This window comes from Muriicola sp. Z0-33 (assembly GCF_026126425.1).
Lineage (GTDB): Bacteria > Bacteroidota > Bacteroidia > Flavobacteriales > Flavobacteriaceae > JAFMPW01.
The window spans coordinates 1-15,164 of sequence record NZ_JAFMPW010000015.1 but is presented as its reverse complement, the minus strand read 5'-3'; the positions used below and the strand labels follow the sequence as shown (position 1 = coordinate 15,164).

At 39.8% G+C, this 15,164-nt stretch carries 15 protein-coding genes; 9 read left to right on the top strand and 6 right to left on the bottom strand.

Annotated elements, in window-relative coordinates; all coding sequences use genetic code 11:
* Position 1: 1 nt before the first annotated feature.
* The 3 genes from J1G40_RS16160 (at position 2) to J1G40_RS16150 (ending at position 4,263) form a co-directional block, all read left to right on the top strand.
* Positions 2-3,154, top strand: coding sequence for a VPS10 domain-containing protein (locus tag J1G40_RS16160; RefSeq protein ID WP_265243700.1), 3,153 nt, complete (start codon positions 2-4; stop codon positions 3,152-3,154).
* A gap of 264 nt (positions 3,155-3,418) precedes the next feature.
* Entirely contained in the window at positions 3,419-3,907 is a 489-nt protein-coding gene (locus J1G40_RS16155) for a DUF6265 family protein (protein WP_265243699.1), read from the top strand.
* A gap of 2 nt (positions 3,908-3,909) precedes the next feature.
* Entirely contained in the window at positions 3,910-4,263 is a 354-nt protein-coding gene (locus J1G40_RS16150) for a hypothetical protein (protein WP_265243698.1), read from the top strand.
* Between the two features lie 60 nt (positions 4,264-4,323).
* Here the strand turns inward: J1G40_RS16150 and J1G40_RS16145 are convergent, their stop codons facing one another.
* Entirely contained in the window at positions 4,324-4,794 is a 471-nt protein-coding gene (locus J1G40_RS16145; RefSeq protein WP_265243697.1) for a CBS domain-containing protein, read from the bottom strand.
* 116 nt (positions 4,795-4,910) lie between these two features.
* On the opposite strand from J1G40_RS16145, the gene J1G40_RS16140 reads away from it, so the two are divergent.
* The 4 genes from J1G40_RS16140 to J1G40_RS16125 all read left to right on the top strand — a co-directional run bounded on the left by J1G40_RS16140 (position 4,911) and on the right by J1G40_RS16125 (position 9,332).
* The gene (locus tag J1G40_RS16140) at positions 4,911-7,196 is read left to right on the top strand and encodes a M28 family peptidase (RefSeq protein WP_265243696.1); all 2,286 of its coding nucleotides are present in this window, start codon (positions 4,911-4,913) and stop codon (positions 7,194-7,196) included.
* The gene (locus J1G40_RS16135) at positions 7,189-7,998 is read left to right on the top strand and encodes an SDR family oxidoreductase (protein ID WP_265243695.1); all 810 of its coding nucleotides are present in this window, start codon (positions 7,189-7,191) and stop codon (positions 7,996-7,998) included. The genes J1G40_RS16140 and J1G40_RS16135 overlap by 8 nt, the downstream gene beginning before the upstream one ends.
* A gap of 123 nt (positions 7,999-8,121) precedes the next feature.
* Complete coding sequence (locus J1G40_RS16130; RefSeq protein WP_265243694.1) at positions 8,122-8,496, top strand: hypothetical protein; 375 nt, start codon at positions 8,122-8,124, stop codon at positions 8,494-8,496.
* Between the two features lie 137 nt (positions 8,497-8,633).
* Complete coding sequence (locus J1G40_RS16125) at positions 8,634-9,332, top strand: hypothetical protein (RefSeq protein WP_265243693.1); 699 nt, start codon at positions 8,634-8,636, stop codon at positions 9,330-9,332.
* Positions 9,333-9,454: 122 nt separating this feature from the next.
* Here J1G40_RS16125 and J1G40_RS16120 read toward each other — a convergent pair whose 3' ends face one another.
* Complete coding sequence (locus tag J1G40_RS16120) at positions 9,455-10,546, bottom strand: DUF2652 domain-containing protein (RefSeq protein WP_265243692.1); 1,092 nt, start codon at positions 10,544-10,546, stop codon at positions 9,455-9,457.
* A 27-nt stretch (positions 10,547-10,573) separates the two neighbouring features.
* Positions 10,574-11,068, bottom strand: a complete 495-nt coding sequence (locus tag J1G40_RS16115; RefSeq protein WP_265243691.1) for a hypothetical protein — start codon at positions 11,066-11,068, stop codon at positions 10,574-10,576.
* A gap of 64 nt (positions 11,069-11,132) precedes the next feature.
* Here J1G40_RS16115 and J1G40_RS16110 point away from each other — a divergent pair, with 64 nt between their 5' ends.
* Both J1G40_RS16110 and J1G40_RS16105 read left to right on the top strand, forming a co-directional pair.
* Entirely contained in the window at positions 11,133-12,071 is a 939-nt protein-coding gene (locus J1G40_RS16110; protein WP_265243690.1) for an NAD-dependent epimerase/dehydratase family protein, read from the top strand.
* Positions 12,072-12,218: 147 nt separating this feature from the next.
* Complete coding sequence (locus J1G40_RS16105; protein ID WP_265243689.1) at positions 12,219-12,932, top strand: hypothetical protein; 714 nt, start codon at positions 12,219-12,221, stop codon at positions 12,930-12,932.
* Here the strand turns inward: J1G40_RS16105 and moaC are convergent.
* The 3 genes from moaC to J1G40_RS16090 all read right to left on the bottom strand — a co-directional run bounded on the left by moaC (position 12,929) and on the right by J1G40_RS16090 (position 14,717).
* Positions 12,929-13,366, bottom strand: a complete 438-nt coding sequence (gene moaC, locus J1G40_RS16100; RefSeq protein ID WP_265243688.1) for a cyclic pyranopterin monophosphate synthase MoaC — start codon at positions 13,364-13,366, stop codon at positions 12,929-12,931. The genes J1G40_RS16105 and moaC overlap by 4 nt on opposite strands.
* A gap of 1 nt (position 13,367) precedes the next feature.
* The gene (locus J1G40_RS16095) at positions 13,368-13,811 is read right to left on the bottom strand and encodes a molybdenum cofactor biosynthesis protein MoaE (protein ID WP_265243687.1); all 444 of its coding nucleotides are present in this window, start codon (positions 13,809-13,811) and stop codon (positions 13,368-13,370) included.
* A 228-nt stretch (positions 13,812-14,039) separates the two neighbouring features.
* Complete coding sequence (locus J1G40_RS16090) at positions 14,040-14,717, bottom strand: class I SAM-dependent methyltransferase (RefSeq protein WP_265243686.1); 678 nt, start codon at positions 14,715-14,717, stop codon at positions 14,040-14,042.
* Between the last annotated feature and the right edge of the window lie 447 nt (positions 14,718-15,164).

Sequence of the window (15,164 nt, the reverse complement as noted above, 5' to 3'; positions counted from 1 at the left end):
TATGAAAATAATACAACTCCTTTTTTTGGGATTATTATTAATTCCCATAAATGGCCAGTCTCAAAAGCGCAGCAAGAAAAAAAATCAGTCACCCATTGTGGTTCAGGACTCTAATTACAATGGCTTAAAATGGAGAAATATCGGGCCTTTCAGAGGAGGTCGAAGCGTAGCCTCCAGCGGTGTTCTGGGGCAACCCATGACCTATTATATGGGCACCACCGGCGGTGGTATCTGGAAAACTACGGACGACGGTATCAACTGGAAAAATGTGTCAGACAAATTTCTGAAAACAGGTACCGTGGGCGCCATAGCAGTATCTGAAAGTAACCCTAATATTGTGGTTGCCGGGATGGGAGAACACGCTGCCAGGGGAGTTATGACTTCTATGGGAGACGGGGTCTACAAATCTACTGATGCGGGAAAAACCTGGAAGCATATTGGTTTAGATTTTACAAGACATATTTCGGATGTAGTAATAGACCCAACCAACCCGGATATCATTTTTATCGCAGCACAGGGAGCACAATATGGCCCCTCAGAAGACCGCGGAATTTATCGCAGTATAAATGGCGGAGGCAGTTGGGAGAAAGTACTGTATCTGAATAGTACTACGGGTGCTTCTTCTCTGTCAATGGACATGAATAACCCGCTGATCCTGTATGCTGCAATGTGGCAACACAGACGCTATCCGTGGACGATGGAATCCGGAGGCGAGAATTCTGGTCTCTATAAATCTACCGATGGAGGCAGTAGTTGGGAAAAAATGAAAAAAGGCTTGCCTGAAGCGTTTGGTAAGGCCGGAATTTCTGTGTCCCGCGCTAACGGGGAACTGGTATTCGCGGTAATAGAGGCCGAAGGGACAAAAGGCGGTGTTTATCGGTCCGATGATGCAGGTAAAAAATGGACTCAGATAAACAAAGACAGGATCAATATTGCACGCTCCTGGTATTATATGGAGATACTTGCAGATCCGCAAAACCAAAATGTAGTTTATGTTTTAAATGCCCCTGTCACTAAATCTATAGACGGTGGCAAAACCTTTAAACCCCTGCCTACTCCCCACGGAGATAACCATCATTTATGGATCAATCCATATGACAATCAAAAAATGATCAATTCTAATGATGGTGGAGCCAACATTTCAAATAATGGCGGAAAAAGCTGGAGCAGTCAGCAAAATCAGGCTACTGCCCAATTTTACAGAGTTATAACAGACAATTTAGTGCCTTATAATGTTTACGGAGGTCAACAAGATAATTCGGCCATAGCAATTGCAAGCAGAACTAATGATCAGGGGATAGATTGGAAAGATTGGTATTCTGTAGCCGGATGTGAAAGTGCCTTTCTGGCCTTTGACCCGGACAATCCGGAAGTAGTCTATGGTGGTTGTTATCAGGGGATCATAGAAAAATGGGTCAGGGCATCAAGGGAAGGTAAAGCCATAAAAGAATATCCCGAACTTGGTCTTAGTATAGCCCCAAAAGATTTTAAATTCAGGTACAATTGGAATGCGCCCATAATTAGTTCTCCTTTCGACAGAAATACCATTTATCATGCTGGTAATGTAGTATTTAAAAGCACTGATGGAGGAATTAGCTGGGATGTTGTAAGTCCGGATCTCACCAGGGATGAAAAGGACAAGCAAGGCCCCGGTGGCGGCCCCTATACCAACGAAGCAGCAGGAGGTGAAAACTACAATACCCTGATGGCATTAGTAGCGTCCCCACATGAAAAAGGAGTCTTATGGGCCGGAAGTGATGATGGCCTTATTCATATTACCAAAGATGGAGGAGCAAATTGGGAGAATATTACCCCGCCAAATCTGCCCCATGGCATTGTTAATAGCATAGAACTTTCTCCCCACGATGCTGCCACAGCCTATGCGGTAGTCATGAGGTACAAATACATGGACATGAATTCTTATATTTTTAAAACAAACGATTACGGGAAAAGCTGGACAAAAATTGTCAATGGTATTTCAGGACCGCATACGTTCGCCAGAGTGGTTAGGGAAGACCCAAAGAGAAAAGGTCTTCTTTATGCAGGCACAGAAACTGGTTTGTATATTTCTTTTGACGACGGACAAAACTGGCAGAAGTTTCAATTAAATCTACCCGTTGTTCCAATTAATGACTTAATTTTTCAGGATAATGATCTTGTTGCCGCAACCGCCGGGAGGTCATTTTGGATATTGGATGATGTTGCTGCCATACAGAACAGTCCGGGCCCCAAAGCGCCCGTTGCTATTTTTACACCAAAAGACACTTATTTAATATTTGGAGGAAGTAGTGACAAACCCATACCCGGGCTGGGCCAAAATCCCAAACAAGGGGTGACATTTGATTATTACCTGGATAAATCAGCCGACAGTTTGGATCTGGAATTAGAGGTAATGCACAATGGCAAGTTAATACGATCTATTAGTAATAAGAAACCCAAAGACTTTAAATCCTGGCCTGGCGGGCCGTCTAAGCCGCAGGTGCTTCCTTCAAAAAAGGGATTTAACCGATTTACATGGGATTTTAGAAAAGAAAATATCCCCGCAATAGATAAGGTTTTCGTTTATGGCAATTACGCCGGATCAAGAGTTGGCCCCGGAACATATATGCTTCGACTAACCCTGGAAGGATTAACCTCTGAAACACAGGTGCAAATTCTTCCTAACCCCAAAGTAGCGGCCTCTATAAAAGATTTTGAAGCTCAGCAATTGATCCTGGGGCAAATAGAGCGTACTATTACTGCTATTCATGAAGCCGTGAATGAAATGCGATCTGCAAAATCACAATTGGAAAATTACGGCAGATTACTCAAGGATAATGAGAATACAACATCGCTCATCGAAAAAGGAAAAGAGCTCATAGAGCGGATTGATACCTGGGAACAGCATCTAATACAACCCAAGCAAAAAACCTTCCAGGATGTTATTAATTTTAATAATAAACTCAATGCCCAGTTGATGCATTTAAAAGGCTATGTAGATACCGCAGATCCTGTAGTGACCGAAGGTGCTAAAGAACGCCTAAGGGATCTCCTGGCAATGTGGAAGACATTTTCAGAAGAACGAAACGAAATTGTAGATAATGAAATGAAAGCTTACAATTCCTTGTATTCTCAACTTGGAATACCGGCATTAATACTTGATGACAAACAATAGCATGGATAAGGCATTTGTAGCCGATAAGACATTTAAAATATCGACTTCAGAACCGCAATTATCTTAGAAATTGATCCTGAAATGAACCGGCTTAAGAAGGCACGGTTCTCCTCAGAGAATATCCAGGGTTTGTTACTGAAATACGACATAAAGATAGAATAATCAGCTGCGGATATTACCGGCTAAATCTAACTTTCTGCCAGAGTACATACAAGGCGTATAATAGGATAATTTGTATCTTCAGCTTATATCTGTAATTCGTCTATGAAATACTTACTTTCAGTTTTCTTTTTAATTGCTGCTAACCTTTCTGCCCAGAATACATTGGCCCTGAAGGAAGGAAGTAGTTCCCCGAAAGCTTCACTTTCTGAGGTAGAGTGGATTGAAGGTCATTGGAAAGGAGAGGCCTTCGGAGGCATTACCGAGGAAATATGGAGCCCTCCCTTAGGTGGTTCTATGATGTTTGTATTTAAATTGGTTGCAGATGGAAAGGTGCAATTCTATGAAGCGGGCCATATACAAGAAATAAATGAAACGCTCTTACTGCAACTAAAGCATTTTCATGGCAATTTTAAAGGATGGGAAAAAAAGGATGAAACTGTAGATTTTAAGTTGGTTAAAGTAGAAAAAGATCGCATCTATTTTAGCGATTTTACATTTGAGAAGGTCAGCGAAAATGAGATGAATATCTATGTCGTAATCGGCGATGAAGAAGGGAGTACTAATGAGGTGAAGTTTAATTATAAGAAATAGTAGTGGAGGAAAAAAAATGCTTGGAATGTGGCACAACAATAAGGGGTCGTATAGATAAAAAATACTGCTCCGATTATTGCCGCAATGCCTATAATAACAAGCTCAATAAAGACAGTAAAAACCTCGTCAGGAATATTAATAACAGGTTACGCAAGAATTACCGAATTCTGGATAGCTTTCCTTTAAAAGAAGGTAAAACGCGCACAACCAAAACCAGATTATTGGACAAGGGGTTCGATTTTGAGTTTATCACCAATCTATATACCACCAAGAAAGGATCAACCTACTATTTTGTATACGATCTTGGATATTTGCCCCTGGATAATGACTATTATATGATAGTGAAAAGGGAATAAGGCATTAAGTATACTTTACCTAATGACAATTTATATGAAATATGCTCCTGATGAACACATTTATTTCCAATTCTGAGCGGAGAGTTTTAAAGCAGCAACCACAATATCCTTGCGGCTAATCTGACCTACCAGTAAATCATTTTTCATCACTGGAAGCCTTCTCCTGTTATGTTTGTCGAAAATGCCCGCAGCGTCGAAAATGCTTATATCGTGAGGAATAGTTTCCACATTCTTGGTCATATATTTCTCTACGCTTTTGTCTAGTATAGGCTGGTTAAAATAACGGCTTTCAGATATCTGTTTCATACAATCTGCTTCGGAGATAATGCCTACCAAAAAACCATTGTCATCTAAAACCGGGCCCCCGGAAATCCGGTTTTTTGCAAAAGATTCCATCACCTCAAGAATCGACTGCTCCGGACTAAAAGTGGTTAACTTTCTGGTCATATAGTCTTCTACGAGAATTGGAGCATCGTATTCTTTCTTCGAAGATGCCTTTGCCCTACGGCCCATAAAACTCTTAATACCCATATCCGTTCAGTTTTGGTTAATATGAAATATAAGGCTTTTCGGGCAATTATTTAAATAAAATCGTTTAAACGTACTATCCCCGGGAATTTTATACATTTATGGTTTAAGATAATTACATGAAAAAATTTGCCCCCATTACCACACTTTTATTAGTTATTTTGGCTGTCTACTGGAGCTTCAGCGCTCTTATGCCCTCATACCGTCCTGATAATAACCAGACAGCTACCTCATTTTCTACAGACAGAGCGTTATCTCATGTTAAACAATTATCTCAAAAGCCCCATGGAGTGGGTTTTCCTGCCCATCAAGAAGTAAGGGAATATATTATGGGCGAACTTGGAAAATTAGGTCTGCGCCCTACAATTCAGCAAGGTTATACGGCCGGGGATTGGGCAAATTTTAGCAGGGCAACCAATATTTTGGCCAGAATTAAAGGCACAAAGCAGGGAAAAGCTCTGATGCTACTAACACACTACGACAGTAGCCCTCATTCATCCCTTGGTGCCAGTGATGCCGGCAGCGGTGTCGCAACAATATTAGAGGGTTTGAGAGCCTACCTGTCTGAAGGCAAAACGCCGGGTAATGATATTATTATTTTAATTACCGATGCAGAAGAACTAGGACTTAACGGCGCTGATCTTTTTGTCAATAAGCATCCCTGGGCCAAAGATGTTGGCCTTGTTTTAAATTTTGAAGCAAGGGGAAGCGGGGGACCCGGATATATGCTGATTGAAACTAACAGGGGAAACGGAAACTTAATTAAGGAATTTACCAAAGCTAATCCAAACTATCCTGTGGCGAACTCCCTGGCCTATAGCATATACAAAATGCTGCCAAACGATACCGATCTTACAGTATTTAGGGAAGAAGGAGATATTGAAGGATTTAATTTTGCCTTTATCGATGACCACTTTGATTATCATACCGCAAAAGATAGTTATGAGCGATTAGACAAAAAAACACTGACCCATCAGGGGAGTTATTTGATGCCGCTGCTGAAGCACTTTAGTGATGCGGATCTCAATAACCTTAAAAGCCTGAATGACTATATCTATTTTAATGTGCCATTGTTCAAATTGGTTAGCTACCCCTTTGAATGGATCTGGCCAATATTTGGATTTGTGCTGCTTATTTTTATCGTTTTATTGGTCCATGGATTTCGAAAAAAGGTGTTGCATCTTAAAGAAATTGCCAAGGGAAGCCTCCCTATGTTACTAGCATTAGGGCTAACCGGAATAATCGGATATTTTGGCTGGTCGATATTAAAGTGGTGGTATCCTCAATACAAGGATATTCTGCATGGATTTACCTATAACGGACACGCCTATATATTTGCATTTGTATGCCTGTCTGTTGCTATCTGTTTCTGGAGCTATCACAAATGGAGGAAAATTAGTACCGCTAATTTGCTGGTAGCGCCTATTATAATATGGCTGATCATATGTGGAGGACTGGCTATGTATCTCCCGGGCGCAAGCTTTTTTGTGATTCCACTGATTGCACTGCTCTCAGCATTTTTTGTGTTAATCAACCAGGAGGAACCCAACCCTTACTTGCTGGTGTTGCTTAGCCTCCCGGCTATCTGGATGCTGGCCCCCTTTGTTAAAATGTTCCCCGTTGGCTTAGGCCTAAAAATGATGATTGGGGTTACCCTTCTGAGCAGCCTTATTTTTCTACTATTACTTCCCTTGTTTGGCTTTTATAAACATAAAAATCGGTTATCATATTTAGGTGTACTACTTTTTATAGGGTTTATGGTTTCGGCTCATTTTGATTCCGATTTCGATCAAAACAATGCAAAACCCACCAGCCTTTTATATGTTCTGGATGCAGACAAAAAAAGCGCAATGTGGGCAACTTATGAACATGTCCCGGCAGAGTGGACCAGCCAGTATGTTGAAGTTACCACCAGAGCAGCTGTAACTGCCTCGGGCAAAACTATTAGCAGCAAATACAGCACCGGGTTTACCTATACCTCAGAAGCACCATTAAAAGAGATTCCACCACCGGATATTCAAAAAGTCCGGGATACTGTAATCGGAGAGAACCGAATCCTGGAAATTCGAATAACGCCAAAAAGGAATGTAAATAGACTGGAAATATTTACTAATACCAACAACCTTAAAAAAGCAAAGATTAATCAAGTTGCTCTTTCACCTTACTATTTGAAAAATAGAAGAGGCGGGAAACTGGTAACCCATTATATAAGCGATAACGAGTTTACCGAACTTAATGTGGAAATCCCAAAAGGTACTCCTTTGGAAATTACCGTATACGAAGCTTCTAATGACCTCTTAAACCATCCGGACTTTACTATCCCCAGAAGACCAGCAAATAACATACCGATGCCCTTCGTTCTGAATGATGCCGTATTGGTAACCAAAACAATACGATTTGAGTAGCGCAATTGGGATTATCGGATGCGGATGGCTGGGCTTACCGCTGGCCAGGGTACTGCTAGAAAAAGACTATCAGATTTATGGCAGTACAACTTCAGAAGGAAAGCTGGCAGAAATAAAAAAGCAAGGTATAATCCCTTTCAGAATTGTATTAGGGGAAGACAATATTGAGGGTTCAATAAGCAAATTTTTGGCCCCGCTGGAAATTTTGATTATAAATGTACCCCCTAAATTAAGAGGAAAGCACAAAGAGAACTACGTGCGCAAAATGGAACTGCTATATGCAGCGATAATGAGTACGGGGATAAAAAAAATTGTGTTTATAAGCAGCACCTCGGTCTATGGCGATATACAGGGTGAAGTTACAGAAGATACCCCCGCAATTCCAACTACAGCATCAGGTAAACAGCTGTTGATGGCAGAGGAACTATTTAGAAAAGCGAAAAATATTAAGGTTACTATATTACGATTCGGTGGATTAACCGGGCCAGGGAGACATCCGATTAGCTTTTTAGCCGGGAGAAAAGGCCTGGAGAATGGCTCAGATTATGTGAACCTTATTCATTTGAATGACTGTATTGGGATGATCGTATTTGTTCTGCAGAATAATTACTGGAACGACACCTTTAACGGGGTATTTCCGGACCACCCTTTAAAAAGTGAATATTATACTTCTGAAGCACTAAAAAGAGGGCTTCCTGCACCGGAATATGTGTTAAAAAAATCAGAAAAACATGGGAAATTGATTAAAAGTAAGAATATTCTTAATAAAAATTATGTTTTTTCAACCCCAATAACCCAATAATTCACCACACAAAACTTCATTTTCACAACAAAAATATCGATAAACGGTTAAATTATATCGTTGATTTACAGCTTTTTAGACCCATCACCTTATCTTTGTCTAAACATTAAATCCCAAAATATCATGGAAAATTCAAGTATTAGGGGGATGGTCTTAATGGAAATAGAGAGTCTCATCTCCCGCAGTTGTGCCAAAGGTAAAATGACCAAAAGTTTTCAGCACCTTCATCAACTTATTGTAAAGAAACATTACAATGCCGCGGATGTATCTATAGATTATCACAGAAAGAGGGTAGCCATGGATATTGTAATTGATGACAACTCTTATGATCCAGGAACGGTTAATCTGAATGTCCCGACACTTCATGCTAATTTGTTGTTTGGGAATCTTAAGGATTTTCTAAAATCCTGCCTGGATACAGACAACAAGAGTCTGGCATTTTATGCCGGAATACTGAGATCGTATGCCAATAGAGATGTCAGGCTGACCGCCGTCTGAAGAATCAACAACCGACAACCAACATAAAAAAAGGATGCCGTTTGGCATCCTTTTTTGCATCTTCAATCATTTTAAGATTTTCAATTACATAATACAGAAAAAAATGTAGTAGTTTTGCCGCACTTAAATTAATGGAGATGAGAAAGATAGTAATACTGATATTTTTTGCTCTGGGCACAATTTCGAATGCTCAGACCAATTCCCAATTACAAGAACACTATGATGCCTTTTACAAGCAAATGCGGTTACAGGGCGATATAAATGGGTTAATCAATGCACTAACTCATTTAAATGTCCTAAGACCCTCTCAGGAACTCAGGGATACTCTGGCCTACGTATATGCCAATAATAATCAACATTTGCAGGCGTTAAACACTATCGGTATAGAAAAGAAGGATTCCGATTCTGATCTGGCAGTGCAGGTAAAAGCAATTTCTTTAAAGGCCCTAAACCAGCCAAAGAGAGCTTTAGAACAATTTGAAGTTCTTTTCACAAGAACTCCAAATCCCTATCTGGCATACGAATTGGCCGATCTTAAAATACAAATGGGGGACAATGAGGGAGCGTCTACAAATATTGAATACGGCATTGCCAATGCAAATGACGAGATGAAATATGCCTTTTACGAGCGTCAACAGCCCTATGAAGTGCCTATTAAAGCTGCTTTTATTCATTTAAAAGGACTGGTAATTTACAATATGAATAAGGACAATATAGACGAAGCTGTCGCCACTATTGACGAGGCGTTGAAAATTGATCCAAACTTTAACCTTGCGAGTTTAAGCAAACAAGCACTGGAATCGCGCAAAACAACTCCGGCTGAAACCGAGGAATAGAATACACCAATTTATATAAATAAAAAGGGGCATTATATGCCTCTTTTTTTGTTCCTTACAAGTCTGGGTTGATGCTATAGGCAATTTGGGCACCTAACTGGATAAAGAGCTCTAAATGGCATTCATTGGATAACAGGGTTATTGACAGCAAATTTTGCCAATCCTTTGATAGCTTCCTCGGTATTTTTTCTAAAGAGTTTTTTCGCAAATAAGAAAATGAACAATTTTTTAAATGGTGATTTCGCCATCCAGTAATTCTCTATTTGGAGCCTACAACCCTTTTCTGAGGTTGGAGTAATAATGTAAAACTGATATGCTTCATCCATTATAGGTATACTTGTAGTCATTTCCCCGTAGATATACTGCCCCGGTTCTGTGTCTTTAGTTACCGCAACAAAATTTAGGTGTTTCCCATTTATAACGCATAAATGCGCGCTCCCCAGCCTTGTGACTTCATTGTCGCTATAAATAAATTCATCTACTCCCTTTACCCATAAATGTCGATAACCATAGTTAGAGACATATTCTAAGAGTAGTGCAGCGGGTATTTTTATATGCTCTTCCAATACCAGGTTCGGAGATTTATTAAATTGTACTTTATGTCCTTTAGGTACTGTATTAAGACTGAGTTTATCATTATTGATAATGGCATACATATACCCCACTTCATTTCCATCATAGTGGTCAGTACCTTCATTAAATTGGTATACTTTGCTAACATAGTCTGCAGGCAGTTCTATCATCGCAGCAAGTTTTTGGCTGACCAGGACATAGTTTTCACTGTCGATAGAATTTTTAAGTAATCTATGTGCTTCAATTACCTGCTGCCCAAACGGCTTTCTTCTTCCTTGGACTTCTATATACTGTAGCTCCCCACAATGCGCTACAATTTTCAATTGAAGATCCGGAGCAGAAGAACAGGCATTACACGGGCAAATTCTATTCTTTTCCAACATCTTTAAATGAGAATGAAATGCGGTGAACATGGTTTCCATCTGAGCCAATAAGCGCTCCTGGGAAAGCACTTCTCCTTCCTTATAAAAGAACAGGGCATCACCCTCAATTTCGGCTAAACGCAACTCCTCCGTATTGGCCTCAATAAGTACCTCTAACAATTCGGCAATTACATGCTGACTGTGTTCCACCTCTGTAGTTTGAATAAATTTGGTGAAACCCGATATGTCGGGAATAAAGAGTAAGGAATTCGGCATCATGAATATATTTAACAAAAAAGCTCAACCTTATTCCAGTAAAATAAGATTTTTCTCCAGGGTATTATTAACGGTAACATTAAATTGCTCGCGCATGGCATTGTAGGCCACTATCAACTCGCTTGCTGGCTCATAAAGATCTGTGCGATACTCCAGGGCTGCCTTTGTTTTTAATATATATGTCTTTAGTACCTTTTGCCTGCTTTTGATCTGAGGGGTGTTAAATGTTTCAGGATATTCAGAAGCGGCCATTACATTTTGCTTTTCTACAAATTCTTCAACTATCAGAATAAGATCCTCCCTGTTTTCGGCCTTATAAAGTGCATCAAAGCTTAAATCGAGCGAATTAAACTCTGGCCATTCCTTTAGTATCTCTAACACCTTGGAATTCATAGCCGCTCGTTTCGGTATAGAATCTACAGACCATTCTGCGGTATCATCCTCATTAATTTCAAGGACGGGCGGTTGTTGTTTACACGAAACAACTAGTCCTATAAAAATGAATATGCAGCATATTTTATTCATAGGACGAATGTACAAATTTTAGAATCAGTTATATTTACACAGATATCCATTTAACTTCATTTTAATGCAAAAATCCGTTCTCATTTTAGGTGCCTGCGGGCAGATTGGTACAGAACTTACATTGAGTCTCAGAGAGCGTTTCGGAAGTGAAACGGTAATTGCAAGTGACATAAGAGAAGGGGCTGAAAACCTGATGTCTTCGGGCCCTTTTGAACTACTAGACGCAACAAACTACGAAGCCATAGAGGATGTTGTAATGCATTATGAAATAGAGGAAGTGTACCTTATGGCCGCCATGCTTAGTGCAACAGCAGAAAAGTTTCCAATGCGCGCCTGGAATCTTAATATGAATTCGCTTTTTAATGTTCTCAATCTAGCTAAAGAAAAACAAATTGCCAAAGTATTCTGGCCTTCCAGCATTGCAGTTTTCGGCCCTAACACCCCGGACGAAAAAACACCTCAAAATACAATTATGGAACCCAGCACGGTATACGGAATTAGCAAACAAGCCGGTGAGCGTTGGTGTGCCTATTACCACAAAAAATACGATGTAGACGTGCGCAGTATTCGTTACCCTGGTTTAATAAGTTGGAAAACAATGCCGGGTGGGGGGACGACAGACTACGCTATTGAAATTTTTCACGAGGCCATTGCCAACAAAACTTACAGTTGCTTTCTAAAAGAGGATACAAAACTCCCTATGATGTTTATGGATGATGCTATAAGAGCTACCATAAACCTTATGAGTAGTGATCCTAAAAACATTAGTGTAAGATCTTCGTATAATCTGTCTGCTATGAGTTTTTCGCCTAAGGAAATTGCTCAAAAAATTAAAGATCAAATACCAGATTTTGAGATCACTTATGATCCGGATTTCAGGCAGGCCATAGCAGATTCCTGGCCAAAAAGTATTGATGATTCAAGGGCCAGGGAAGATTGGGGTTGGCAACCAGATTTTGATCTGGAAGCTACCACCAGAGAGATGTTGAATAATTTGAGTTGAATTATTAAAGGGGATGAATTATTCATTTCAGCTCTTACTAAAAATATCTGCAACTCATAGGGGATAAAAACAAATTTCCGATGTCCCTACCTTTATCTTGGATAGTTATCAGATAAAAGGCTATTTTTAAGTATCAAAACTAGTCTTATGAAAGCCTTTTCATCACTTAAAACAGTAATTCCACTGCTACTACTTTTCTGTACCAAGATGGCATTGGGTCAAATAGAACCCAATGTGTTTCTCTATGAAGAGCAGACCGAAGATGCCACAATTACCCATGAATTGAAGGTTGACAGCGGGTATTTAATTTATACTAAATTCAAGCAGCAACCCCCTGAATTTATAAGCACCGTTGGTGGGTTTTACACCTTAGAAAACGATTCTATAAAAGTAAAATTAGAATTCAATTCGGATTATGAGAAAAACACGATAACCAATGTTGCGATGGGTTATACTGCGATGGGCGATGATTTGACCCTTAATGGCAATACTTTTAAAGCTGTCCCTCAGCAAAAACAGGATCTTGACGGACAGTGGCTCTTTGCTACCAGGGGTCCGGACACAGGCCAGGAAAGACGAGGGGAAGCCCAGGCCAGAAAAACACTAAAATTCCTGCTTAACGGACATTTCCAATGGATAGCATATCATACAGAGACCTTCAGGTTTTCAGGAACCGGAGGAGGTGCATTCAGCTCTAAAGATGGCAAGTATATAGAAAATATTGGCTATTTCTCCAGAGACAACAATAGAGTGGGTGCCAAGTTAGATTTCAACTATGAGGTAAAAGGAGCGGATTGGCACCATACCGGAAAAAACAGCAAAGGAGCACCGATGTACGAAATCTGGGCCAGACGGGATTAGACGGTTCCGGCTGCTGAAATGTCGGATTTACCTCCAGTTTTTTTCAACAATTTAATTTGTAGAATTTCTATGCCTTTATCTATGGGCTTTAGCATGTCGTACATATTTAATGCTACAACACTGGCCCCGTGCATGGCCTCTACCTCCACCCCTGTCTTATAATTAGTCTTTACAGTGATAAGAATTTTTATTTCGAGTTCGTCAATTTCATAAGTAATGTCTGTATACTCAATGGGTAATGGGTGGCAATCTGGCAATAAATCCGGAGTTTTCTTTACCCCCAATAAACCCGCTGCCTTACTCATTGCAAAGACATCCCCTTTGGGTACGGTATTTTGCCGGATAGCAGTGATAGTATCATCAGAACTCACTCGCACTATAGCCTGAGCGACAGCAGTTCTCAATGTTACTGATTTATGTGTAATGTCTACCATTTTATTTATTTACCTTCCATTGATACGAATCGTCCCCGAATAGTTCTTTCCCAAAAACCGGGACTTCTTTCTTAATTTCTTCAACCACGGTGTGAAGAGCTTCAAAAACTGCTTTTCTGTGAGGAGATGAAACAAATACAAATAAACAGATCTCTCCCGTTTGAACCACTCCCATGCTATGGTATATATGCAGGCAACTGAGTTCGTACTTATTAAACGTAGCCTCCTTAATCTCGTGAAACTTAAGGTTGGCCATCTCCTCATAAGCACTATACTCTATGCCCGTAACAGTCTTACCCTGAATATCATCTGCTCTAACCTGTCCGAGGAAAATATCGTGAGCTCCAATCTGAATCTTTGATTGGTGCTTAGCAATAGACTCCGCTATAAACTCAGGAGTAATTGCTCCCTTAATAAATACGTTTTTTATTTTTTGTTTTTCCATCTGAGCAATGTAGACTGCTAAGGTAAAGAAGATTTGCGAAACGAGAACCAAATACGCCGAAGCTGGCAGGCAAAGGTGAAGTTACAATTCTAGCTCCTCGTATTTGGGGATGGGGTTGTTTTTATTTTTCAAAGGGATGCCCCGCGTAAACAGCATTCCTAACTTCTCCTTCAGCCGGAAACAAATTCTTTTTGCTTATATCTTTTGTTCCAAAAAACCCCTTATACCCTACTTCGCTCTTATTATAAATTGATAAGGCAATAAATCAACATTTACATCCAACTGGGTATAGCCAGCTTCTTTTAGTTCTTTTTTTACGGTGACCAAAGAAACTTTATGGTCTACCGGGGGACCTACTGGAATTTCTTTTTTAAAGAAATCGATGATGACTAATTCTCCTTCCGGTTTAATTCCTTTTTTCACTTTTGAAAAATAGTCACTTCTGTTTTCGATATGATGATAGGTGTTTACGATCAACACCATATCTACCTCATTGTCCTCCAGGTTTGGACTGTCGTAAGGTATTTTTCGAAGTTCTATATTTTCAAGTTTGTTTTCATCAATACGCATTTTCAATGCCCCTTGAAATTCATCGTTGACATCAGCCGCAATTACCTGCGCCCCTTTTTCTGCCAGTTTTACCGAAAAATATCCCGAACCGGCTCCAATATCCATTATTTGTTTGCCCTTTAGTTCACCAAGATATTCAAGAACCATATCCGGTTTTTGGTAGGCATCACGCTCCGGTGATTCAAATCGCATGATCAAGTCGTCGACAGATGATCGGTGCATATATTCATTAGCGGTATTCGTACTATCGCTTTTACCATGATGCTTATGCTGAGAAAATGCTAAGCATGAGACCATCAAAGTTGCCAAAAGAAAAAGATTTTTTGTTGTACTCATAGCTAAATATGTTTTTTGGTATTCGTGAATCTTCAATTTCATTTTATACATTTTTAAACTGAACTTAGTTAAGGACGAAAGTCAGATCAACTGCAAATCGTTGGTTTAACAGTACTAAAACGAGCCGCTTTAAGTTACGAAAACATTTAGTTAAAAATGTTGATGATTTGTGAATTCGAATGAATGATTTAAATTGAAATCATTTGAAACCAAGAAAATGTATATCTCTGTAAGCCAATTACTTTTGATCTTTTTTAGGCCTCTTTACATGTTAAAAAATACCCATGGCAAGAGATAGCTGCGCTGTTCTTGATTGAGGCACGTTCTGAAAATACCTAAACAAAGCTGCTAAACAGCTGGTATTATTTTTACACCAGACTCAAAGCTGTCAGCAGCTTTGGCCGTGGCAAGAGATAGCTACGCTGTTCTTGAATGAGGCACGTTCTG